This window comes from Pseudomonas gorinensis (genome assembly GCF_042015035.1).
Taxonomy (GTDB): Bacteria; Pseudomonadota; Gammaproteobacteria; order Pseudomonadales; family Pseudomonadaceae; genus Aquipseudomonas; species Aquipseudomonas gorinensis.
The window spans coordinates 2,970,626-2,994,176 of the sequence record NZ_CP167125.1; the positions used below are offsets into that span (position 1 = coordinate 2,970,626).

Annotated in this window: 22 protein-coding genes; 13 read left to right on the forward strand and 9 right to left on the reverse strand. The window is 62.6% G+C overall.

What is annotated here, in order from left to right:
• Positions 1–94 precede the first annotated feature (94 nt).
• A complete protein-coding gene (locus AB7933_RS13655; protein ID WP_024074778.1) occupies positions 95–2,068 on the forward strand; it encodes a sigma-54 interaction domain-containing protein in 1,974 nt (657 codons plus the stop codon).
• Positions 2,069–2,290: 222 nt separating this feature from the next.
• Here AB7933_RS13655 and AB7933_RS13660 read toward each other — a convergent pair whose 3' ends face one another.
• On the reverse strand, positions 2,291–3,334 hold the full coding sequence (locus AB7933_RS13660) for a LacI family DNA-binding transcriptional regulator (protein ID WP_024074779.1): 1,044 nt from the start codon (positions 3,332–3,334) through the stop codon (positions 2,291–2,293).
• A 162-nt stretch (positions 3,335–3,496) separates the two neighbouring features.
• Between AB7933_RS13660 and AB7933_RS13665 the strand changes: the two genes are divergently transcribed.
• From AB7933_RS13665 to AB7933_RS13685, 5 genes are read left to right on the forward strand one after another with little or no spacing between them, the layout of a single operon-like run.
• Entirely contained in the window at positions 3,497–4,591 is a 1,095-nt protein-coding gene (locus AB7933_RS13665) for a fatty acid desaturase family protein (protein WP_024074780.1), read from the forward strand.
• A gap of 27 nt (positions 4,592–4,618) precedes the next feature.
• Positions 4,619–4,939, forward strand: coding sequence for a MocE family 2Fe-2S type ferredoxin (locus tag AB7933_RS13670; protein WP_024074781.1), 321 nt, complete (start codon positions 4,619–4,621; stop codon positions 4,937–4,939).
• Between the two features lie 2 nt (positions 4,940–4,941).
• Positions 4,942–6,141, forward strand: a complete 1,200-nt coding sequence (locus AB7933_RS13675) for an NAD(P)/FAD-dependent oxidoreductase (RefSeq protein WP_041160902.1) — start codon at positions 4,942–4,944, stop codon at positions 6,139–6,141.
• A 1-nt stretch (position 6,142) separates the two neighbouring features.
• Positions 6,143–6,961 carry a sugar phosphate isomerase/epimerase family protein gene (locus AB7933_RS13680; protein WP_024074783.1) on the forward strand — a complete coding sequence of 273 codons (819 nt, stop codon included), beginning with the start codon at positions 6,143–6,145 and terminating at the stop codon, positions 6,959–6,961.
• A 50-nt stretch (positions 6,962–7,011) separates the two neighbouring features.
• Complete coding sequence (locus tag AB7933_RS13685; RefSeq protein ID WP_024074784.1) at positions 7,012–7,974, forward strand: Dyp-type peroxidase; 963 nt, start codon at positions 7,012–7,014, stop codon at positions 7,972–7,974.
• Here the strand turns inward: AB7933_RS13685 and AB7933_RS13690 are convergent.
• On the reverse strand, positions 7,969–9,951 hold the full coding sequence (locus tag AB7933_RS13690; protein WP_024074785.1) for a hypothetical protein: 1,983 nt from the start codon (positions 9,949–9,951) through the stop codon (positions 7,969–7,971). The genes AB7933_RS13685 and AB7933_RS13690 overlap by 6 nt on opposite strands.
• Before the next feature lie 60 nt (positions 9,952–10,011).
• The gene (locus AB7933_RS13695) at positions 10,012–10,884 is read right to left on the reverse strand and encodes an undecaprenyl-diphosphate phosphatase (protein ID WP_024074786.1); all 873 of its coding nucleotides are present in this window, start codon (positions 10,882–10,884) and stop codon (positions 10,012–10,014) included.
• Positions 10,885–11,063: 179 nt separating this feature from the next.
• On the opposite strand from AB7933_RS13695, the gene AB7933_RS13700 reads away from it, so the two are divergent.
• Both AB7933_RS13700 and AB7933_RS13705 read left to right on the forward strand, forming a co-directional pair.
• Positions 11,064–11,570: a GNAT family N-acetyltransferase gene (locus AB7933_RS13700; RefSeq protein WP_041161159.1), complete on the forward strand. Its 507-nt coding sequence runs from the start codon at positions 11,064–11,066 to the stop codon at positions 11,568–11,570.
• 80 nt (positions 11,571–11,650) lie between these two features.
• A complete protein-coding gene (locus AB7933_RS13705) occupies positions 11,651–11,917 on the forward strand; it encodes a hypothetical protein (RefSeq protein WP_024074787.1) in 267 nt (88 codons plus the stop codon).
• Here AB7933_RS13705 and AB7933_RS13710 read toward each other — a convergent pair.
• A complete protein-coding gene (locus tag AB7933_RS13710; protein WP_024074788.1) occupies positions 11,914–12,855 on the reverse strand; it encodes a GlxA family transcriptional regulator in 942 nt (313 codons plus the stop codon). The genes AB7933_RS13705 and AB7933_RS13710 overlap by 4 nt on opposite strands.
• 172 nt (positions 12,856–13,027) lie before the next feature.
• On the opposite strand from AB7933_RS13710, the gene AB7933_RS13715 reads away from it, so the two are divergent.
• The 3 genes from AB7933_RS13715 to AB7933_RS13725 all read left to right on the forward strand — a co-directional run bounded on the left by AB7933_RS13715 (position 13,028) and on the right by AB7933_RS13725 (position 15,535).
• Positions 13,028–13,657 carry a TetR/AcrR family transcriptional regulator gene (locus AB7933_RS13715; protein WP_024074789.1) on the forward strand — a complete coding sequence of 210 codons (630 nt, stop codon included), beginning with the start codon at positions 13,028–13,030 and terminating at the stop codon, positions 13,655–13,657.
• Positions 13,654–14,331, forward strand: a complete 678-nt coding sequence (locus AB7933_RS13720) for a type 1 glutamine amidotransferase domain-containing protein (RefSeq protein ID WP_024074790.1) — start codon at positions 13,654–13,656, stop codon at positions 14,329–14,331. The genes AB7933_RS13715 and AB7933_RS13720 overlap by 4 nt, the downstream gene beginning before the upstream one ends.
• Positions 14,332–14,410: 79 nt before the next feature.
• A complete protein-coding gene (locus AB7933_RS13725; RefSeq protein ID WP_024074791.1) occupies positions 14,411–15,535 on the forward strand; it encodes an alkene reductase in 1,125 nt (374 codons plus the stop codon).
• 962 nt (positions 15,536–16,497) lie between these two features.
• Here the strand turns inward: AB7933_RS13725 and AB7933_RS13730 are convergent.
• Positions 16,498–17,496, reverse strand: coding sequence for an NAD(P)H-quinone oxidoreductase (locus tag AB7933_RS13730; RefSeq protein ID WP_024074792.1), 999 nt, complete (start codon positions 17,494–17,496; stop codon positions 16,498–16,500).
• Positions 17,493–18,725: a YbfB/YjiJ family MFS transporter gene (locus tag AB7933_RS13735; RefSeq protein ID WP_024074793.1), complete on the reverse strand. Its 1,233-nt coding sequence runs from the start codon at positions 18,723–18,725 to the stop codon at positions 17,493–17,495. Before AB7933_RS13735 ends, AB7933_RS13730 begins: the two co-directional genes overlap by 4 nt.
• Before the next feature lie 111 nt (positions 18,726–18,836).
• Between AB7933_RS13735 and AB7933_RS13740 the strand changes: the two genes are divergently transcribed.
• Together AB7933_RS13740 and AB7933_RS13745 are read left to right on the forward strand one after the other, a co-directional pair.
• On the forward strand, positions 18,837–19,712 hold the full coding sequence (locus tag AB7933_RS13740) for a LysR family transcriptional regulator (RefSeq protein WP_024074794.1): 876 nt from the start codon (positions 18,837–18,839) through the stop codon (positions 19,710–19,712).
• Between the two features lie 81 nt (positions 19,713–19,793).
• On the forward strand, positions 19,794–20,180 hold the full coding sequence (locus AB7933_RS13745; RefSeq protein ID WP_024074795.1) for a DoxX family protein: 387 nt from the start codon (positions 19,794–19,796) through the stop codon (positions 20,178–20,180).
• Between the two features lie 145 nt (positions 20,181–20,325).
• Here the strand turns inward: AB7933_RS13745 and AB7933_RS13750 are convergent, their stop codons facing one another.
• The 3 genes from AB7933_RS13750 to AB7933_RS13760 form a co-directional block, all read right to left on the reverse strand.
• The gene (locus AB7933_RS13750; protein ID WP_024074796.1) at positions 20,326–21,144 is read right to left on the reverse strand and encodes an alpha/beta fold hydrolase; all 819 of its coding nucleotides are present in this window, start codon (positions 21,142–21,144) and stop codon (positions 20,326–20,328) included.
• An 89-nt stretch (positions 21,145–21,233) separates the two neighbouring features.
• Entirely contained in the window at positions 21,234–22,625 is a 1,392-nt protein-coding gene (locus AB7933_RS13755) for an alginate export family protein (RefSeq protein ID WP_024074797.1), read from the reverse strand.
• Positions 22,622–23,518 (reverse strand): VOC family protein, encoded by an 897-nt coding sequence (locus AB7933_RS13760; RefSeq protein WP_041160903.1) that lies wholly within the window; start codon positions 23,516–23,518, stop codon positions 22,622–22,624. The genes AB7933_RS13755 and AB7933_RS13760 overlap by 4 nt, the downstream gene beginning before the upstream one ends.
• Between the last annotated feature and the right edge of the window lie 33 nt (positions 23,519–23,551).

The following is a 23,551-nucleotide window of genomic DNA, read 5'->3' on the forward strand; positions in this document are numbered from 1 at the left end:
ATTAACAGTTTATAAAATACAATAAACAAAATGTGTTCATTCTGATGACATGCCTATACTGACATGTCAAAAACATGAACATGGGTACCTCACGATGAGCATGGCGTTCAGCATGCAAGACCTCGACTACCTGACGGCCCTGGGGCCGGCGGCGCTGAACGACGGCCCTATTGCCGCGCTGGAACACGCGTGGCGCGCCTGCCTGGCCGGGCAGGTGCAGCGCCCGGCCGAGGTGCGCCAGGTAATCTGGGACTCGTGGCGGCGCAGTGTCGATGCCGATATCGACCCGCAGGACAGTCAATACCGCTTCGCCGCCGCCGACACGCTGGCGACCACCCTGGCCAGCCACCGCGTGCTGATCGCCGCCGCCGCGCAAGTCATGCACGGCTTGTTGGCCTACAACCCTCGCGGCCATATCAACCTCACCGACGCCGACGGCATCACCCTGTATTTCTGCGGGCTGGACATCACCCCCGTCGGCAGTCGCCTGCTCGAATCAGTCCAGGGCACCAATTGCACCGGCCTGGCCCTGGCCGAAGACCGCCTGGTGTACGTGCTGGCCGAGGAGAACTTCGGCAGTGGCCTGCGCCAACGCCGCATGCACTGCGCCGCCGCGCCGATCAGGAATGCCCAGGGCCAGACCCTGGCGATGCTGACCCTCACCGCCGAGCCCGGCTGGTTTCACTTTCATACCCTCGGCACCGTGCAAGCCGCCGCCGAAGCGGTCTCTCGCCAGATGGCCCTGCAAGCGCTGTTGGAAGAGCAGCAAACCGTGCTCGAAGTCCTCAACGAGGGCCTGGTGGTGCTCGATGAGCGTGGCTGCATCAAGGCGCTCAACCGTTATGCCCGGCAACTGTTCGGGGTGGGGCTGGAACTGATCGGCAGCCCGTTCCAGCGCCTGGGCCGCAGTGAGTTGAGTGACGCCATTCTTCTACGCGGCGGTGAGCCGGTGCGTGACCTCGATTGCACCTTCCACCTGCGCGACCGCAGCCAGCTCGCCTGCCTGGTCTCGGTGTGCCCGCTGGAGCAGGGCGGGGTGATCGTGTCACTGCGCGAGAACCGCCGCATCCGCGAAATCACCCGGCGCATCATCAGCACCCAGGCCCGCTATACCTTCGACACCATCCAGGGCACGTCGCGGGCGATCCAGGACGCGCTGCATCTGGGGCGTATCGCCAGTCGCAGTGAATCCACCACCCTGATCCTCGGCGAAAGCGGCACCGGCAAGGAACTGTTCGCCCAGGCCATCCACAACGCCAGCGACCGCGCCAACGGCCCGTTCGTGGCGGTCAACTGCGGCGCGATCCCACGCGATCTGGTGCAGAGCGAGCTGTTCGGGCATGTCGAAGGCGCATTCACCGGCTCGGCCCGTGGCGGGTCGGCGGGCAAGTTTGAACTGGCGGATGGCGGTACGATCTTTCTGGATGAGATTGGCGATATGTCCTTCGACGCTCAGGTCAGCCTGCTGCGAGTGTTGCAGGAAGGCGAGATCACCCGCGTCGGCGCGAAAAACTCACGGCAGGTGGACGTGCGCATCATCGCCGCGACCCACCGCAACCTTAGCCAGGCGGTGGCCGAAGGCGCGTTCCGTGAAGACCTCTACTACCGCCTCAACGTACTGAACCTGACCGTACCGCCGTTGCGCATGCGCCGTGAAGACATCCCGTTGCTGGCGCGGCACTTCCTTACACGCTGTGCTCGTTCGCTGCGTAAAGCGGTGCAGGGCTTTGCCCCGGATGCGCTGGAATTGCTCTCGGCCTACGCCTGGCCGGGCAATGTGCGCGAGCTGGAAAACAGCATCGAGCGCGCCACCAACCTGGCGACAGGCGAGTTGATCCAGGCGGCCGATCTGCCTCTGGAAACCAGACCGCGCGCCACGCTGCGCCACCACGAACCTCAGCCCGCCCAGGACCTGAGCAGCCACGAAATGCACGCCATCGTCGCCGCACTCAAAAGCACCGGCGGCAACATCCGCCTGGCCGCCCGGCAACTGAACGTATCGCGGGGTGGGTTGTACAACAAGATGAGTCGATTCGGGCTGAATGCCGGCGATTTTCGCGGCGCGTAAATTCAAAATGTGGGAGGGGCAAGCCCTAATGCCGTTCAGTTAAGGCTTTTTTGTAGGAGCGAGCTTGCTCGCGAAAAACGTCAACGATAACGCGTGTTTCCTGAATCAACGCGGCGCCTGTGAGTTTTTCGCGAGCAAGCTCGCTCCTACAGAAGGCGATGTACGCTTAACTGAACGGCATTAGGGCTTGCCCCTCCCACATTTGATCCCCCTGTCTCAGGCTCACATGTTCTCCGACGTCACAATCTGCGGCGCGATATGCACCCGATGCCGCACCGGATCAAACCCCTCGGCACTCTGCAATTCCACCAGCAACTGCACCAGCGCGTTCGCCGTCTGCCTGGGCTGTGAATCCATTACCACATCGATCAACCCCTGGCTCAGTGCCTGGCGTGACAGCGCCGTGGACTCCTGCAAGATGCAGCACAACGCCGGGCGCTTGGGCAGCTGCGCCAGGGCGCTGATGATGCCGTCGCCGCCGCCGCCGACCACACACAGGCCGCGCAGGTCGCTGTGGCGGGTGAGCAGGTCGAGGGTGGCTTCTTCGGTGATGTCGCAGTTGTCCAGGTTGATCAGCGGCTCCAGCGGTTTGAGCCCAGGTGCGTGTTCGGCCAGGTAGCTGTGCAGGCCTTCGACCCGTGCCTGGTGACCGAGGAAGCGATGGCCGCCGAGCAGGATCCCCACGCTGCCTTTGCGTGCGCCACAGGTGCGGGCGAGCAGCCAGCCCATGGTGCGGCCGACCACGTGGTTGTCCTGGCCCACGTAGGGTTCAAGGGCTTGCTCGTGAATATCCGAGAGCAGGGCCACCACCGGCACGCCGGCCGCGCGGATCTGCGCCAGGCAGGCGTTGATCAGCGGGTGGGCGAAGCTGACCACGGCGAGGGCGTCGCACTGCACGGCCAGTTGTTCGATCTGTGCGACGATGGCGCTGGGTGTGCGGTCGTTGATGTAGTCGAACTGGCAGGTGAGGTTGGTGGTGGCGTGTTGTTGCGCCGCCTCGCTGATCGACTGCGCCAGGTGGGCATAGAACGCTTGGGCGGTGCCCAGCAGCAGAATGCCGAAGCGATAGGTCGGCCGGCGTTCGCGGATGCGTTGGCCGATCAGCCGCGCAGCAAAATAGCCCACGGCTTCGGCGGCCTGGAACACCTGCTCGGCCGTCTGCGGATTGACTGGCGCGCGCGCATTCAGCACGCGGTCGACAGTGGCCACACTCAGGCCCGCATGGGCGGCGACGGTGGCGATGGTTGGGCGCTTATTGTTGTTCATGACAGCCCTCTTGAGCGTCTTGATAGAAAACTATCAAGCCCCGCTGGGCCTGGATGATAGCTTGATAGGGAATGGATTCAAGGCCTTGAGGGTGATTTAGCCGCACTCTATCGTTGGTTTCGCAAAGCACCTGAAACCTCTCGCTTGCGGAGAACAATAACAATGCCTGAACACACCGCTCATCACGCTCGGCGCGACTACAGCCTCACCGGTCCCGAAGCCGCCCGCGCGGCGGAAAAAGGCCTGGTCTCGGCCAGTTGGTACCAATCGCCGATTTCCCGTAAACGCATGAAAGAACTGATGCAACGCCGCGACGCCCCGGCCTTGCTCGATACCGCTATTTGGGTGACCGCGCTGTTCGCCACCGGCTTCGGCGGCTACTGGTTCTGGGGCACGTGGGCCTGCGTGCCGTTCTTCCTCGCCTATGGCGTGCTGTACGGCACCGCGTCCAACCCGCGCTGGCACGAAACCGGCCATGGCACCGCATTCAAGACCCGCTGGATGAACGACGTGCTGTACCAGGTCGCGAGCTTCATGTGCATCTTCGAGCCCCACGTGTGGCGCTGGAGCCATGCCCGGCACCACACCGACACGATCGTCGTCGGCCGCGACCCGGAGATCGTCGAGCCACGCCCGCCGAGCCTGCCGATGATGGTGCTCAGCCTGTTCAACCTGCCCCTGGCCTGGAAGACCTTCAGCGGTGTGGCGCGCCATGCGATCGGCCGGATGAGTGCCCAGGAGCAGGACTTTATCCCGGAGTCCGAGTGGCCCAAGGTGTTCCGCGCCGCGCGTATCTGGGTCGGCATTTATGCGCTGGTCATCGGCACTGCGTTGTACCTGCACAGTTGGCTGCCGCTGATGCTGGTGGGCCTGCCGAGCCTCTACGGTGCCTGGCTCGGTTACGTGTTCGGCCTCAGCCAGCATGTGGGCCTGGCCGAAGACGTGCTCGACCACCGCAGCAACTGCCGCACGATCTACATGAACCGCGTGCTGCGTTTTATCTACATGAACATGAACTACCACCTTGAGCACCACATGTACCCGATGGTGCCGTACCACGCATTGGCGCAATTGCACGAAGAGATCCGCAACGACTGCCCGCCGCCGTACGCCAACCTGTTCGAGGCGTACAAGGAAATCATCCCGACGATCTGGAAACAGCGCAGCGATTCGACTTACTTCGTCCAACGTCCCATCGGCCCCAGTGCTGAACCGGCCGCCAGGGCCCCGATGCATGCAGAAGCCACTGCCGGCTGACACCCTCCAATAACAAGAGAAAACGCCATGAACGATCAATGGATCGACGTCTGCGCCGTGGGCGAAATAGACGCAGAAGACGTGTTGCGCTTCGATCACGGGCCGCACACCTATGCGGTGTTCCGTTCGGCGGACAATGAGTTTTTCGCCACCGCCGGCCTGTGCACCCACGAGAAAATCCACCTCGCCGACGGCCTGGTGATGGACCATGTGGTCGAATGCCCCAAGCACAACGGGCGCTTCGATTACCGCTCCGGCAAGGCCTTGGGCGCGCCGGTGTGCGTCAACCTCAAGACCTACCCGGTGCGGGTCGAAGCGGGGCGGGTTTTGCTCGCCGTCACGGCCTGATGATGACCGCCGCCCTGATCATCGTCGGCGCCGGCCATGCCGGTGGCCGTGCGGCATTGACCCTGCGTGAAGAAGGCTACAGCGGGCGCCTGATCCTGATCGGCGACGAGCCGCACGTGCCCTACGAGCGGCCGCCCCTGTCCAAAGGGCTGTTGCAGGGCAGCGTGGACCTGGCCGGATGCAGCCTGTGCGACAGCGCGCGGCTGGCCGAGTTGGGCATCGAACATATCGCCGGTAACCCGGTCCGCCAATTGGACCCGCCGCAACACCGCCTGCAACTCGCCGACGGCCAGTGGCTGTCCTACGCCGGCCTGTTGCTGGCCACCGGGGGCAGGGCGCGGCGTTTGCCCCAGGAACAGGCCAACGTGCTGTACCTGCGCACCCACGATGAAGCGCTGGCGCTGAAATCCGCGTTGCGCCCCGGAGCGCGGCTGGTGATTGTCGGCGGCGGGTTTATCGGCCTGGAAGTGGCGGCGACGGCGCGCGGCCTGGGTTGCGAGGTGACGGTGCTCGAAGCCGGGCCACGCTTGGCGGGCAGGGTGCTGGCGCCGGTCATCTCCGAGGCGCTGCTGAAGCTGCATCGCCAACACGGCGTCGACGTGCGCCTGAATGTGGCGCTGGAGTCGATCCATGCAGAGGCGGTGCAACTGGTGGATGGGCAATGGCTGCCCTGTGACCTGGTGGTGGTCGGCATCGGCATGCAACCGAATATCGAGCTGGCCGTGGCGGCGGGGCTGGAGGTGGGGCAGGGCATTCGCGTTGACACGCACCTGCGCACCGGTGTGCCGGACATCTACGCGGCAGGGGACGTTTGCGAGTTTCGCCTCGGCGGCGAGTACCAACGCCAGGAAACCTGGCGCAACGCCGAGGCGCAAGGGCGGCATGCCGCGCTCAACATGCTGGGGCGCGACGAGCCGTTCGAAGCGCTCCCCGGTTTCTGGTCCGACCAGTACGACTGGGGGTTGCAGACCGTGGGCGTGATCACGCCGCTGACCGTCAGCCGTGTATTGCCGGACGCGGGGCTGCTGCTGTTCTACCTCGACGCCGACCATCGCCTGCAAGGCGCCTGCGGCTGGGGCCCCGGCAATAGCGTGGCCAAGGATGTCAAGCTGTGCGAACGGCTGATCAGCGCGCGCATCGCCCTGAACCCTGCCAGCCTGGCCGACCCCCACGTGTCCCTCAAACACCTGCTGCGAGGCTGATATGCGCCAATTCCTGGTATTCCAATCCTTGTGGGCGATGCACACCGAGCCCGGCCCTCTGGAGGCCCAACTCGACCGTATCAAAGCCGCCGGTTTCGACGGCATTACCGATCACTATTGGCAAGCCGCCGATGTGGCGCGACTGCACGCCGCCGCCATGGCGCGGGGCCTGCAGATCGAAGGCCAGTTGTTCCCGCAAAGCGTCGACGACCTGGCGACCGCGCTGGATGTGATCAGCCGCCACGGCTGCCACCACCTCACCCTGCAAGCCGATGTGCGCCCACGTACCCAAACCGAGGCCGCGCGTTTGATCGAAGGCTGGCAACGCCTGGCCGAGCAGGTGGACTTTCCGGTGCTGTTGGAAACCCACCGCTATCGCCTCACCAACGACCTGCTGTTCACCCTCGACCTGCTGACGCAGATGCCCGACCTGAAACTGCTCGCTGACTTGTCCCACTACGTGGTCGGGCGCGAATTGCCCGAGCCCGGCGCCGTTGAAGACGATGAACAGATCCGCACGATCCTGCAGCACAGCTGGGGCTTTCATGGGCGTGTGGCCAGCAGTGAACAGGTGCAAGTCTCCCTGGCGTTTCCCCAGCACCAAGCCTGGGTGCAACGCTTTACCGAGTGGTGGCGCTACGGGATCGAAGACTGGCTGGCCCGCCCCGAAACCCCGCAAAGCCTGTCCTTCACCTGCGAACTGGGCCCGCCGCCCTATGCCATCACCGGCGCCGATGGGCGTGAAATCAGTGATCGCTGGGCCGAGGCGTTGAAGCTCAAGGCATTGATTCGCGACGTGTGGCAGGAGTGTCGGAAATGATCTGCTAATCTGCGCGGGTTCACTCTCGCCCTTTAGCCTGGACTTCCACTATGTCGACTTCGTCTGTTCAGCCGCCTCTTGAACCGCAGTCCGTCTGCCACCCCATCACCAGCAGCGCGATTTTCATGGTTGCCACCGTCGCGCCTGGCACTGAAGACAGCGTGCGCGCCTGGTGCGCGGACATCGCCGGGCTGGTGCGCTCGGTGGGTAAACGCGTGCCGGCGGGCAACCTCACGTGCGTCTGTGGCTTCGGCTCGCAGGCTTGGGACCGGCTGTTCGGCGCGCCACGCCCGGCCTCGCTGCATCCATTTCGCGAGTTCGGGGTGCCAGGGCGCATGGCAGTGTCGACGCCCGGCGACATCCTGCTGCATATCCGCGCCGAACAGATGGACCTGTGCTTTGAACTCGCCACCCAACTGATGGCGGCCCTCGGTGACAGCGTCAAGGTCGTGGATGAAGTCCAGGGTTTCCGCTACTTCGACATGCGCAGCATCATCGGCTTTGTCGACGGCACCGAGAACCCGGTGGGGCGCAAGGCCGTGGGCTTCACCATCGTCGGCGACGAAGACCCCGAATTCGAAGGCGGCAGCTACGTGCTGGTGCAGAAATACCTGCACAACATGACCGCCTGGAACGGCCTGACCGTGGAAGCCCAGGAAAAGGTGATCGGGCGCACCAAGTTGTCGGATATCGAGTTGGACGATGCGGCCAAGCCGAGCAATTCCCACAGCGCGCTGACCGTCATCACCGACGAGAACGGCGAAGAAGTGAAAATCCTGCGCGACAACATGCCCTTCGGCCGTCCGGGCGCCGGGGAGTTCGGCACCTACTTCATCGGCTACGCACGCTCGCCGCAGCCACTGGAGCAGATGCTGGAAAACATGTTCGTCGGCCGCCCGGCGGGCAACTACGACCGCTTGCTCGACTTCAGCACGGCGGTCACCGGCGGCTTGTTTTTCGTGCCGTCGGCCGATCTGCTCGACGAACTGGCGGAGCGCAGCCCCGGCCTATAGGACCACCTCGAAATACCGATAGCTGATGGCCTCGAGCGGTTGGGCTATGTGTTGGCGGTTGGATTCCTGCACGGTGAGCCCGGCTTTTATGTAGGCCAGTTGCGGTGGGGCTGACAGGTAGTCGGCAAGGTTGGCTTCAGCGCCCGGGAGGTCCGTGTAGAGATGAATCTGCTCTTCGGCGATCACGCCCTCGACGGTTTCGGTGATGTTTTGCCGGATAACGCCGCTCAGGAAGGTCGACAGAATCAACGTGTCGACAATCGGTATGCCGTCATAGGGAATCCCACAGTGGGCCGGTCCGTTCAACAGCACCACGGGTTGGATCGAGAGCTTGTCAGGCAGCGGGAAATTGGCTTTCAGACACTGCTTTCTAAAGGACTTTTCATGTTGTCGGATACCCTCGATTTTGCGTGCCAGTTGCGCGCAAGCGTCGATGACCTTGTCTCGATGCTTGAAGGTGCTCAGCGTATCGGCGGGCTGCAGGAAGCATTTTACTTCGCCGACCACCAGCGTACTGCCGATCAGCATCAGCAGGTCGATGTCCTCATACGGGGGGGTAGCGGCCTTCGGTAAGTTGAATGTGAAGGCATGCGGCATGATTCGAATGTGTTTTTTCAGGCGCGAGTCCTGGGCATAGCGTTCCAGGACCTGACGCGCATGGGTTTCGAACGAGTTGCCGCGCGCCGCCAGGTCGGCGCCCATCTGTCGCAACCAGATATTCACGTTGCGTTGGGTGGTGCCCCACAGCAGCGGCGTGAATAACACCAGCAGTTTATCGTCGTTGTAGGGGATTAACGGTTGCGTCCACAACTCGTTCTTACCGGTATCCGATTTGTCGGTGTGATCGAAGGTCAGGAAATCAATCAGTGCCCGGCTACGTGCCAGGTCCACTCCCAGGGATTCGGATACCGCGTTGAGCAACGCGGTTCTATCGACCATCGGTGCAGCCACATGCACCAGCAACGAGTCGCCCAACGGTGTTTCAGGTGGCGCCTTGGGGGTATCCAGCAGGCATCTTGCCAGGCTGCACAGGACGGCCCAGCACCTGACCACGTCATGGAGGGTTGCCCCGTCCAATTTGGGCGCCTGGAAGGCGGAATATCCGTTGTAGTACGGTTCCAGGGCTTCATGGATGATCAGGTAGGTGGCCAGGGCTGAGCGCTGGACCTCTGCGTCATCGGCGAGGTGGTAGTGAGTGACGCCCTCACGGTGGGTGATCGCACAGACAGGTCGCACAATCCCCAGTTCGGTGTGGGAATTTTGCGTGTAGTGCCTGCTGAAGTGCATGATCCGCGCGGTTGTCTTCGAATGAACGAGAATATTGCGCCGAAATTGACTGATGACCTTCCAGGCGGCGAAGTGCTGATTGCCTGGCGTGAGCAAGATCCTGGCACCGTGCTCGAATCTGTAGTCGTTCCACAGGCAGTCCTCCCAGTGCTCTTCAAGCACACCGTAAAAGGCACCCAGTTGATAGTCGTGGGCGACACGCTTGAGGTCGAAATGCGTGGTGCTGATATCCGGTTCTGATGCATCGCCTTTTTCCGCCAGCACCATCTGGATGGGCATTTGCAGCCCGTCGATATCGGCCTGGGCAACCTCATCGATCGAGTGCTCTGTACCCTGGTTGTCGGAAAACTTGGGCACCAGTTGCTGGCGCGTGATCTCGGCCGGATCGAGGTCACCGATGTTTTCGCGAATCTCCTTCGCGGCCTGCTCATACATCATGGCGTTCAGGTTGGCATGGGTGATGAACGCCAACAGTTTGTTCTTCTTGGGGATCTGCCGGTCAGCGGCAAAACTCAGCTGTTTGCGCAATTCACCAAACGCGCGGTAAAACCACAGGCCGGCTTGATGCAGGCTCTTGTCCTGTGCGTCAGCGGCGTCGGGATCCAGCGCTGCGTTCCACCGGTCAGGGTTGAAGCTGTGTTGGTTGGGACGTGAAATTTTCTGGTGTTGTACGCGTTTCAAGAAAGACATGTTCAGCGACCACTCCGTTGCGATCACTGAACTCTACCAGACGAATAGCTGCGCCTCGGGTCAGCTCAGCAAGCCGGTACTGACCGCCACAATCAGGAACACCCCGAGCAGCGCGCGGTAGATCACAAAGGGCCAGGTGGAGAAGCGCTCCAGGAACTTCATCAGGCCCCAGATCGCAAAGAACGCCGACACGCTGGCCACCACCAGCCCAAACAGCAAATGCGGCCAGGCGTGGGCGGGCATGTCGGCGTGCAGCAGCACCCACAGCTCCTTCAGGCCGGCGAGGGCGATGGCCGGCAGGCCCAGCAGGAAGGAAAAGCGCGCGGCTTCTTCGCGTTTGAAGTTGAGGAACAGGGCCGCGGTGAGGGTCGAGCCGGAACGCGATACGCCTGGAATCAACGCGCCGATCTGGGCGACACCGACGATCAACGCATCCCGCAGGCGCATCTGGCTGACGTCCCGTGTATGCCGGGCACGCAGCTCGGCCGCCGCCAGCAACACCGCCATCACCACGCAGGAAATGCCGATCACCATCAGCCCGCGCAACGGCGAGTTGCAGGCATTCAAGGTCGAGGACAGCGCCAGGCCGGCAATGCCGATGGGGATCGTCGCCAGCACAATCGCCACAGCCAGCTTGAACCAGCGGTCGTTGTAGTCACCCCGGCGTACCGCGCCGATGCTGCCGGTGGTCACTTGGTGCACATCGCGCCAGAAGTAACTGACCACCGCAGCCAGCGCCGCCAACTGCATCGCCGCCGAAAACGCCGAGCCCGGGTCTTGCCAGCCGAGCAGGGCGGGTATCACGCGCATGTGGGCGGTGGACGACACCGGTAACAACTCGGTAATGCCCTGGATCACGCCCAGGATAAAGATTTGCAGGTAATCCAGAGAGGCGAAGCCCACATCCAGGCCGGCGGAACAGACGTTGGTCAAAATAGGTGTCCTTGAGAATAACGGGCGAGTCGGCGAAGTTTATTCCAAATGTTTCAAGAATTCGGCCAATGCAATCGCTATTTGCAATCGGTTCAGCAAGTAGAAAGGTGGAGACCGCTATTGGACTGGGGCGGGGTTTTGTGAACAATGGCGCCCTGTTTTTTTTCACCGAGAGCCCCATGCCTGAAACCACCGTTGAGTTGATCCAGACCGGCCCCGAAGCATCCGAGTTGATCCGCAATCTTTACCAGTACTACGCCTACGAGTCGTCGGACTGGGAGCAGGAAGATGTCGAGGCGGACGGTCGTTTCTACATCCATGACGAACACCTGAACCGCTATTGGCAAGACCCGCAATGGAGCGCCAACCTGTTGCTGGTCGACGGTTATATCGCCGGCTTCCTGCTGATTGAGGGCAGCGAAGTGCCGGGCATCCATGCCTTGGAACTGGCCGACCTGTTTATCCTCAAGCGCTATCGTCGCAAGGGCATCGGCAGCGCGATCGCCACCCAGGTGCTGTGCAGCGGCGAGGCCGATTGGCTGGTGCGTTTCTATGACCAGGATGAAGTGTCCCAGGCGTTCTGGCGTACGGTGCTGGATAACCTGCCACGCCCGGTGCAGGCCATCGAGCTGGACGATGACCCGCAGTTGACCAGTTACCTGATTACCCGGGCGGCGTTGCATTGAACACAATGTTGAACTTAAACGCGGCGGCCTGTTCCTAATCTCGCTGGCCGTTCTGGCCCTTAATTTCACAAGGATGCGAAATGCACACAGTGTCTTTTTCCAAATACCTCGTTGGCGCTGCGCTGCTGCTGACTTTGGGCGGTTGCGTAACCATGTCGGGTGACTACGATGTCACGGCCGTCGACGCCTCGGGCGCTCCGATCAACATGGTGATCACCAGCCACGGCAGCGGTATCTATTCCTCGCGCAATATGTTCTGCCAGAACTTCCCGAAAGCCACGGTGACCATCCGTGACCTCAAAACCGGGGAAGAACTCAAGAGCGAAAGCCCTTACCACTGCCGCTAGGCACGCGTATTGAACAGCGCCTGTTGCATCGCCTGGGGCGGTTGCCCGAAAGCACGTAGAAACGCCTGGCGCATGCGCTCGCGATCACCGAAGCCGGTTTCGCGCGCCACCACTTCCACGGGGTGACGGCTGGTTTCCATCATCGCCCGCGCGGCTTCCACGCGCAGGGCTTCGATGGCTTTGGCCGGCGTCTGCCCGGTTTCTTCGCGAAATACCCGGCTGAACTGGCGCGGGCTCAGACGGGCGACGTCGGCCAAGGCGTCCACGGACAGATCGTGGGTGAGGTTCTCACGCGCGTAGGCCAGGGCCAGTTGCACGCGGTCGGACTTGGGGTCCAGTTCCAGCAAGGCGGACAACTGCGATTGTTCACTGCCGCGACGCTGGGCAATCACCAGCTTGCGCGCGATGCGCCGGGCGAGGTCGCTGCCCAGGTCGTTTTCCACCATCGCCAACGCCAGGTCGACCCCGGCGCTCATGCCGGCACCGGTCCAGATCTGGCCGTCGACGATGAACAGCTTGTCGTCTTCCAACTGGATAGCCGGGTAGCGCTTGCGAAAAGCCGGCGCATGAATCCAGTGCGTGGTGGCGCGCTTGCCTTCCAGCAACCCAGCCTCGGCCAACACGAAAATGCCCGTGCACAGCGAGGCAATCCGCCGCGATTGCAGCGACGCAGCCTTGACCAGCGCCAGCAGGTTCGCTTCCGGCAGGCGAAATTCCAGGTAACCGCTGACGATCAGGGTGTCATAGCCTTCGGGCCGAATCGGCGTGGTATTGACCGAGAACCCCTGGGACGTCATCACCGCGCCGCCGCTTTCCGACACCAGGTGAAACTCATAGGCCGGCTCACCACGCAGCAGGTTCGCGCACTCGAACACCGAGCCCAGGCTGAGGCTCAAGGATTGGAAGTTCGGGTAAACCATCAGCGCAACGCTGTGCATCGCATGTCTCCTGGGGCGTGGGAGAAGGGATTGTCGGTGGCTGCCGGGAAAACGGCAACCGCCTTTGCAGCGTGTCCGGAATCCTTGCGGATATGACATTGTGAGCCTAAGGCTCGGCTCCTAACATTCACTCCACGCACTAGACGACTGGTCTAATCGGGCGGAGTGAAGCATGAACAGCGAAACCAAAAGTGCACGGCAGACCATTCTGGAGACGGCGCAATCGATTGTGGGCCGCAAAGGGTTTTCCGCCGTGGGGTTGAACGAAATACTGCAAGCCGCCGATGTGCCCAAAGGTTCGTTTTATCACTACTTCGATTCCAAGGATGCATTTGGTGTCGTCTTGCTTGACACCTACTTTGATCACTACGTGCAGGGAATGGCGCAACTCTTCGCCCAGCCGGGGTTATCCCAGCAGGCCAAGTTGATGCGCTATTGGCAAGCCTGGATCGACAACCAGACCGGCTGCACCGATGCAGGCAAATGCCTTGCCGTCAAACTCGGTGCGGAGGTGTCAGACCTTTCAGAGCCCATGCGATTGGCGCTGCATCGTGGCACCTCGCGCACTATCCAAATGCTCGCCGAGGCCATGCAGCGCGGCGTTGAAGACGGCTCCCTGGTGCTTGAACACAGCCCAAGGGACCTCGCCCATCAGCTGTATGCGTTATGGCTGGGCACCAGCGTCATGAACAAGATCACCCGTACGTCTGCGCCTTTTGATCAGGCGCTGTGGCTGACCCGACAGATGTTGGGTTGCCCTGAACACACTGACATTCACATCGATCGAGGCACTGGAACATGAAAGTATTAATGGTACTGACCTCTCACGACCAACTGGGCGACACCGGCCGCAAGACCGGCTTCTGGCTCGAAGAATTTGCCGCGCCGTACTACGCGTTCAAGGACGCCGGGGTCGAGGTGGTCCTGGCATCCCCGGCCGGCGGCCAGCCGCCCCTGGACCCGGTCAGTGACGCACCCGATGCACAAACCGAACAAACCCGCCGCTTTGCCGCCGACCCTGCTGCGCAGCAGGCCCTGGCCAACACGGTCAAATTGGACACGGTCAACGCTGACGACTTCGACACCGTGTTCTACCCAGGTGGCCACGGCCCGCTGTGGGACCTGGCGGAGTCGCCGGTTTCCATTGCCCTGATCGAGTCCTTCGAGCGGGCCGGCAAACCTATCGGCTTTGTCTGCCACGCGCCGGGCGCCTTGCGTCACGTCAAGGCGGTCAATGGCGAGCCGCTGGTCAAGGGCCGTCGCGTCACCGGCTTCTCCAATTCGGAAGAGCAGGCGGTGGGCTTGACCGATGTGGTGCCGTTCCTGATTGAAGATGATTTCAAGGCCCTGGGCGGCAAGTATGAAAAGGGCGCGGATTGGCAGTCCTTTGTCCTCGAAGATGGTTTGCTGGTCACCGGGCAGAACCCTGCCAGCTCCAGCGATGTGGCCAAGGCCCTGCTGAAACTCACCGCTTAAACCCCTGACACGCTGGATGGCTTGGCGACTCCCTGGAGTCGCCAATGCCTTCGCTTGTCCTCAATTTGGAAGTTCTCGAATGACCCACTCTGTTTTAAGTACCCCGATTTCACTGGGGCATCACACCCTGAACAACCGTGTGGTGCTGCCGCCCCTGACACGCCAGCGCAGCGCGCAACCCGGCGATATCGCCACCGACCTGATGGCCGAGTATTACCGCCAGCGCGCGACGGCCGGCTTTATGGTCAGCGAAGGCACGCAGATTGAACCGCGTGGCCAGGGGTACGCCTGGACGCCGGGTATCTACACCCCCGCGCAGATTGACGGCTGGCGCAAAGTCACCGACGCCGTGCACGCCGAGGGCGGGGTCATCTTCGCCCAGTTGTGGCACGTGGGCCGCGTGTCCCATAACGCCTTGCAGCCCGACGGCGCCGCACCGGTTGCGCCGTCCGCACTGGCAGCCGAGCAAGCCAAAGCCTTTATCGCAACCGGGCCGGGTGTGGGCGAGCTGATGCAACCGCCGGTGCCCCGTGCGTTGACCACCCAAGAGGTCAAGGCACTGGTCCAGCACTACGCCCAGGCGGCACGCAATGCACTGGACGCAGGGTTTGACGGGGTCGAGATTCATTCGGCCAACGGCTACCTAGTCAACCAGTTCATCTCGGCCCACGCCAACCAGCGTGACGACGAATACGGCGGCTCACTGGATAATCGCCTGCGCTTTTTGCGTGAGATCGTCGAGGCGATGTGCAAGGTGGTGGGGCCGGAACGGTTGGGCGTGCGTTTTTCGCCGCTGTTCAGCGGTACCGATGAGGACCGTGTGTATATCGGCCTGGTGGAAGAAGACCCCCATCACACCTACATCGAAGCGATCAAGGTGCTGCAAGCCTCGGGCATCGCCTATGTCTCCATCGCCGAAGCCGACTGGGACAACGCCCCCGTGTTGCCCGACACCTTCCGTGAAGCCGTGCGCAGCACCTTCAGCGGCCGCATTATCTATGCCGGTCGTTACACGGCTGAACGCGGCGCGAAACTGGTGGAAGCCGGGCTGGCGGATTTGATTGCCTTCGGACGGCCGTTCATTGCCAACCCGGATCTGCCGCAGCGGCTATTCAACGGCTGGCCGTTGAATCCACTGCGAGAAGAGGGGATGTATGGTGGGGGGGAGGTGGGTTACATCGACTACCCCGTCTATTCCGAATAGTCACGCAATCAATGTGGGAGGGGGCTTGTTTCCGTGGCGGCCTTCGGGCCGACCATGTGGTTGGATTTGACCGAGTACATATCCGTTGCTGCGGTAACGGCTGCTTAGGGTTCCGCTCTTACAGCGGGTCACTTTTGGAAAAGAGCCCCAAAAGTAACCAAAAGGGCTCTTGCCCCACCACTCGGCACCTCGCTTAGGCTCGGTGTGCCCGAACGCAGGCTTGAATCCGTGGGCCGCCGTCATGGGCCATCCCTGGCCCAGGACGGCTAACCCGGCGTCCTGCCGGGTTACCCACGGATTCAAGCCTGCGTTCGGCCAGCGTGGTTAACGGGGCGCATGAGATCAAGATCAAAAGCCAGAGCCAGAGCCAGAGCCAGATCAAAAGATTGCTGACTTCGTCAGCGTTTAAGGAAATAGAAGCCACACCGCGTACGCTTCAATGATCAGGTCGGCTTTAAGGCCGCCTCGCTTTTGTTTTTGATCTGGGATCGCCCCGTCAAACACGCTGGCCGAACGCAGGCTTTGGAGCGTGGGTAACCCGGCAGGACGCCGGGTTAGCCGTCCTGGGCCAGGGATGGCCCATGACGGCGGCCCACGCTCCAAAGCCTGCGTTCGGGCACACCGAGCCTAGGCGAGGTGCCGAGTGTTGGGGCGAAGCGTTTTTGGTTACTTTTGGCGCTCTTCCAAAAGTGACCCGCTGTAAGAGCGGAACCCTAAGCAGCCGTTACCGCAGCAACGGATATGTACTCGCTAAAACTCCAAAAAAGCGGTCGGCCCAGAGGCCGCCACGGAACCAAGCTCCCTCACCCCCAAGAGATTTTTCAGCCTGAAAGTTGTGCAGACACCCATGCTCGGATAGCGGTATGACAGTCACAGCATCATTGACTGACCTACTGCAATCGGGGGCAAGCCCCCTCCCACATTTAATAGGTGTTGCCCGCCTAATAGGTGTTGCCTGCCGGTTACTCCACCCGCAACACAATCTTGCCGATATGATCCCCACCTTCCATCCGTGCATGGGCCTGGGCAGCGTCGGTGTATTCGTACACCTTGTCGATGATCGGCAGGCACCGCCCGGCCTCCAGCACCGGCCACACATATTCGCGCAGTTGCTGGGCGATCGCGGCTTTCTCATCCTTGGTGCGCGCGCGCAACAGCGAGCCGGTGATCACCGCGCGTTTGCCGAGGATGCTCAGCAGGTCGACATCATTGGCCTTGGCGCCGCCGAGGAAGCCCAGCATCACCAGGTGACCGTCCATGGCCAGGGCCTTGAGATTGTTGTTGAGGTACGAGCCGCCCATGATGTCGAGGATCACATCCACGCCCTGGCCGTCGGTCTGTTGCGCGATGACCTCGGCAAAATCCTGCTCGCGATAATGGATCGGCTCGCCGCCAAGCTGGGCAATGGCCGCGCATTTGTCGGCGCTGCCGGCGGTGGCGAAGGCCTGGATACCGAACTCGCGGCAGAGCATCAAGGCGGTGGTGCCGATGCCGCTGGTGCCGCCGTGGATCAACACGCGCTGGCCGGTGTGCGCGCCGCCAAGGCCGAACAGGTTGGCCCACACGGTGAAGAAGGTTTCCGGTATGGCAGCGGCTTGAATCCAGTCCATGCCGGCGGGGATCGGCAGCGCCTGGCTGGCGGGCACCGTGCAGAACTGCGCATAGCCGCCGCCGTTGGTCAGGGCGCAGACCTTATCGCCCAGGGCGTATTCGGTCACGCCGTCGCCCAGCGCGGCGACTTCCCCAGCCACTTCCAGGCCAGGCAGCGGGTTCATGCCGGGTTTCATCGGGTACTTGCCGGCGCGTTGCAGGGCGTCGGGGCGGTTGACCCCGGCCGCATGCACGCGAATCAGGATCTCGCCGGGGCCCGCCACCGGTACATCTGCGCGGCGCGGCTGCAGCACCTCGGGGCCACCGGGGGTGGTGATTTCGATCAGGGTCATTTCTTTCGGGAGCGTCATTTCAGATTACCTGCAGCGATGAGCGTATGGGGTGGGACCGCGGCGGACGGTCGGCGGTTCAGCAGGCGCATGCCCAGTTCGAGTGCCAGGGCAACCACTATCGCCCCGGCGGCGATCATGAACAACCACCCATGCTGGCCACCGCTGAAGTTGAACAGGGCGGAATAGGCAAACCCCGAGAGCGCCTGGAAAGTGGCAAAGGAGACCGTGGCACGGCTCCACGCGACCTGCTGCTGATGATGGTTGGGGATCAGTTCATGCACCCGTGCCAGCGCCAACGGCACAATGCCCGGCGGGAAAGAACCGAGGAGCACCGCGAGTACCGCCAGGGCCGTCAACGAGCCGGCAAACGGCAACGACCCGACCGCTATCGCCTGCACCACCAGCACCACGCGAATGCTCAAGCGCGCACCCAGTTTGTCTGCCAGGAACCCGTAAGTGACCGGCCCCACAATCGAACCCAGGCCGTACATCACCCAGATCATCGCGCCGATATGCGCCCCGGCCCCCAGGCCACGGGCCACGTAATCCACCAGGAACACCATCGCCGGTACCAGCCCTGCGGCCATAAAGGCGTACTGGGCGAACAGCAAGTACACCCCGGATGGCGTCGCGACGGCCGGGCCGGAGGGCCGCGCATCTTCATGCAGCGTGCCCGAAGGCCAGGCGAACCAGCTGGCGGCGGTCAGCACCACGGCCAACAGGCCCAGGCCGAACCAGGTCTGCTGCAAGCCCAGGCTCAGCAGCGGGGGGACTATCGTGCCGGAGCCGGCGATGCCCAGGCCAATGCCGAGGAAGATCGCCCCACTGGCCAGGCCCCGACGTGCGGCCGGTACATGGGGCAACACGGTCGCGGCCACCAGCACCATGATCGCGCCACCGGCAATCCCCGACAGCAGGCGCCAGGCGAAGAACCACACTACCGACAGCGGGAAGCCACAGGCAAAGAACGCGAGGGTCACCGCCAGCATCATGAGGCGCAGCGCGGTCCTGTTCGAGGTGCGCTGGGCGATAGGCCGGCCGATCAGCGCGCCGATCAGGTAACCCACCAGGTTGGCGGCGCCGAGGTACACCACATCATTAGCGCTGAACCAGTGGGCCTGGATCAGCGATGGAATCAACGGCGTGTAGGCGAAGCGCGCCAGGCCGATGCTGACCAGGCTGGCACACAGGCCGGCGAAAATCGGCAGCCACAAGGCCGTGCGAGAGGGGGGATGAGTGTCGGGCATGACGGTGGTCCTGGGTATTTTCTCTGGCGCCCAGCATATCCAGGTTTTTCGATGCAATAATGCAGCGATTACACGTCATAGTGATGCAGATATGCAGCACAAGGGGGCAGCATGAATTGGGATGACGCACGGGTGTTCCTGGCGGTGTGCCGCGAGTCGACATTACGCGGTGCCGCGCGGGTGCTTGGGGTCGACCAGGCCACGGTCGGGCGGCGGGTCAACGCCCTGGAAAAGGCCTTGGGCGCGACGTTGTTCCTGCGCACCTCCGAGGGCTATGCATTGACCGCCGTTGGCGAGGCCGCCTTGCTCTCGGTGGAAAAAATGGAACGCTCGGCCCTGGATCTCCAGCGCCAGATCCAAGGCCTGGACGACCGCCTGACCGGCACGGTGCGGGTCAGCAGCACCGACTCCCTGGCCATCGACTTCCTGATCCCGGCGATCGCCCGGCTGCACCATCAACACCCCGACGTGCGTGTGCAACTGGACGCTTCCACCCAGTTCCTCAGCCTGGCCAAGCGTGAAACCGACATTGCTGTGCGCAACATCCGCCCGGACAGCCCCGACCTGATCGCCCGGCGTATCGCGCGTTGGCCGGTGGGCCTGTTCGCCTCACAGGCGTATGTCGACCGCCACGGTGTGCCGGAGCCGGGCAGTCTGTTCGAAGGCCATGACCTGGTGGTCTACCAGCCGTACCTGCAAACCCAGAAGGACATGAGCCTGGTGTCCGAACCCTTGGGCCGTGGGCGCATTGTGGCCGCGTTGAGTTCCAGCCTGCTGGTACGCCGCTCGATTGCCGCCGGCATCGGTATCGGTGAAATCCCGGTGCCGACCGGCCAGATGGACGGCCTGGTGCGTGTGTGGCCGGAGCGTACGCGGCCCTTGCCGTATGACGTGTGGCTGGTGACCCATGCCGACTTGCGCCACACCGCGCGGGTACGGGCGGTGATCGACGAGATCGTCGCCGGGTTTTCCGGCACCGGGGAGTAAGGTCAGCACACGGTTGCAAGCGTGCGTAGCGCTCTGCGGACACAATCGACGTCGATAACGTGTCAACCCACCGGAGCGCATATGAACGAATCAAGACACCAGGACATCGGGCTGTTATTTCTGCGGGTCAGCGGGGCGCTGTTCCTGCTGTGGGTGCATGGCCTGCCCAAATTGCTCAACTACAGCGAGCAGTTGAAGCTGATCGAAGACCCGTTTCATCTCGGCGCCCATGTCACCCTGCTGCTGGCGATATTCGCCGAAGTGCTGTGCCCGCTGCTGATCATCGCCGGGGTGCTGGTGCGCCTGGCGTGCCTGCCGATCCTGGCGGTGCTGTTGATTGCGATGGTGGTGGTGCATCCGGAGTGGACGCTGCTGGAAGGGCAATTCGGCTGGCTGCTGTTGATCATTTTCACCAGCATCCTGATTGCCGGGCCAGGTCGCCTGGCGCTGGAAAAAAAGGCCGGTTAAACCCTGCCCTTGTAGGAGCGAGCTTGCTCGCGAAGAACCCAAGAGCGACGCGTTAAATCTGATTGACTGCGTCATCGTTGACGATCTTCGCGAGCAAGCTTGCTCCTACAGGGCACTAGCGTTCCGGCCAAAGGAGCGGGGTGTTTCAGCGATTGAGGAACGCCAGCAGGTCCTCGTTCAAGGCTTGGGTGTGGGTCACGGCAAACCCGTGCGGCGCATCCTTGTACACCTTCAACTTGGCACCCTTGATCATCTCGGCCGCCACCTTGCCGGTGGTCTCGAACGGCACGATCTGGTCGCCGTCACCGTGGATCACCAGGGTCGGCACGTCGATCTTGGCCATGTCCGGGCGGAAGTCGGTCTCGGAGAATGCACTGACGCAATCCACGGTCGACTTGAGGGACGCCAGCATGGCGATCTGCAGGGTCTGGGCCAGCGTACCTTCGGAAACGGTCTGGCCCTTGTTGATGCCGAAGAACGGCGTGTTGAAGTCCGCGATGAACTGCGCACGGTCTTTGAGCAACCCGGCCTTGATACCGTCGAACACTTCGCTCGGCACGCCTTGTGGGTAATCCGCCTGCTGGCCGAAGATCGGCGTCACGGCGCCCAACAGCACCAGGCCGGCCACCCGTGCACTGCCGTGGCGGGCGATGTAGCGGGCCACGTCACCGCCGCCCATGGAGAAGCCCACCAGGGTCACGTCCTTGAGGTCCAGGTGTTCGATCAACTGCGCGATGTCGTCAGCGAAGGTGTTGTAGTCGTTACCGGTCCACGGCTGGTCAGAGCGCCCGAAGCCACGGCGGTCAAATGCGATAGTGCGAAAACCACGGCTGCTCAGGTATTCCATCTGGTATTCCCACATGTCGGCATCCAGCGGCCAGCCGTGGCTGAACAGCACCGGTTTACCGCTGCCCCAGTCCTTGAAATAGATCTGGGTACCGTCTTTGGCTACGAATGTGCTCATGGAAAAACTCCTTGGTTGAGGGACTGGACATCAGCCTCACTATTGCCCGAAACCGGGCCAGGGGCTTGTACGGGTGTGCTTGCCTGGGGTCACCAACTGAACTTGAGCTCGACCCCCAGGTAATTGCTGTCATCGCCGCCGGCGTCGCGCAACGTGCGGCCGACCGCGTAATGCACCGCTTCAACCGCACCGGTGAGGTTCGGCGTAAACACGTAGTCGGTGCGCAATTGACCGTAGGCACCCGTCCAGCGTCCACCCTGGCCTGCGGTGCCGGCGACCGGCAGGTTCGGTTGCGTGTACACCGCATCGCTGGTGGTCTGGCGCCACAGCAGGCCGACGGCGGTCTGCACGCTGAGCTTGTCGATGGGCTTGACGGTGATCGACGGTTTGACGTGAATCAGGTTGCTGTAGCCCGTATAGCCGGCCAGGGAAAAATAGTAGCCGTTGGGGAACAGCGGGTTGAACGTGCCGACTGTACCGTCACCGGTCTTACGGTCGCCCGAGGCGATGTCCAGTTGCAGGCCGATGCGCGGTTTCCACGTCACGCTGTCGAAGGTGTATCCCGTGCGGCTGCCGCCGGCCCAGGCGCGAATATCCTTGTTGCCCACCGAGCCGCTTTGCAGCATGGCTTCAATGTCCCAGTCGAACCCCTGGGCCGTGCCGCCCAGGCGTGCATCCAGCAGGTGGCGGGTTTCATCGCCGTCCGCATCCAGATAGTGCGCAGCGCTGCGCTCGTACACGCCGTAGTAGGCCGATAGCTCATTCTTGCCGCCCACCAGCCGCTCGACCCGCAGCATGTGGAAGCGCGCGTCACTGTTGGATATGTCGTCGAAGTGCCGCTCGTCCTGATACTGCACTGGCTGGCTGGCAATCCCGATAAAGCGCCAGTTGGACGTTTCCCAATCGGCCCACAATGCATCGAAGGATTGCCGCACGTTCGGGCCGTCCCGCGATGAGATGAAACGCTGCAAGTCGAAGGCAAAGTCCTGGCGCCCGACACGCGCCTTGAGCGTGCCGCTGCTGAAGGCGTTGACGTATTCGGCAAAGGCCAGGCGCAAATCGACGCGGTTCTGGTCGGCGCCGCCGACCGTGGTCTTGTCGTAGGCGCGTGCATCTTCCAGTTGGGTGAAGAGCCGCCAGTTTTCGTTCAAGTGCAGGTCGGCGTGCACCTGGAAGCGCTGGATCAGGTAGCTGTCACGCTTGACGCCCTTCACCCCAAAACCATTGGCATCGTTCATCTCGAAGCGCTCGCGCAACGTCGCCCCCAATGACAAATAGGTGAACGGGTTGGCGCTGGACAGCGGGATGTACTTCAAGCTGTCCAGCGGTTGGGTGCGCAGCGCCGGGTCTTGGAGCACCGACCAGTCTTCCTGCCAGCGGTTGGTCTTGATGGCCGGTCGTGTCGGTTGATCGTCGGCGTGGGCGCTGCCGATCAGCAGCGGCCACAGCACGGCCAGGCCCCAGCCTGTGCGGCCAATCATTTTGCAGCGAGGAGCTGGTGAATTTCCGCGACGTAGCCGCCGGGGAATTCAACCACGGCGCTGCGGCGGCCCTTGCTGTCAAAGGCCGGCACCAGGACCTTGGCGCCGGAACCGGTGGCCTTGCCCAGGGTAGCCGTCAGGTCAGGCACTTGATAACCGGTGGTCTCATGGCCGAAGGGGTAGGGCAGTTGGCCGTTGGTGACCAGCACCGCCATGCGTCCGAACGGTGACTCGATATCGACGCGGCGGTACGTGCCAGTGGCCTGGCCCACATCGGCGCCGGGCGCATGCTTGTCATCGGCCAGCACCTTGCCGTGGGAGAAGCCCAGGAACGATTTGATAAAGGCATCGGCGCGCTCGGTGGACAGGTACACGCGGTTTTCCGGCACGGTCTGGAACGCCGCGTAGGCCGGGGTCTTGGTGTGCCAGTAGAGCTGCATGTTCACGCCACCCGGCCATTGCACCACGGCGTCACGCCCGATCGGGTCCGGGAAGTCGCTGACGATAACGGCAGCGCCGTTTTCCCGCGCGGCTTTGAGTGCAACGTCCATGTCCTTGACCAGGTAGCCGTTGCGTTCCTGGCCAAAAGGGTGCGGGATAGGCGTGGTGAAACCGAACAGCGACACCGTGCCCGCCGGCGTCTGCAGCAGTTGCGAGGTGGTACTGCTCGGCACCGGCAGCACGTTCACCACTACCTGGGGCGTGCTTTTGCCGCCGAAGGTGGCGAGGAAACTCTGGGTGAAACGGTCCACATCCGCCGGGGCCACATAGACGTGGCTGGTGTCGTATTGTGGCGCCACGGCCACGCTCGGGGTTGCCGCGAAGGCATTGCCCATCATTGCGCCCGCCAGCAGCGTCAATGCCAAAGATACCTTGATTGCTTTGCTACGCATGCCCATTCTCCAGCACTTCTACGCGATTGAAAG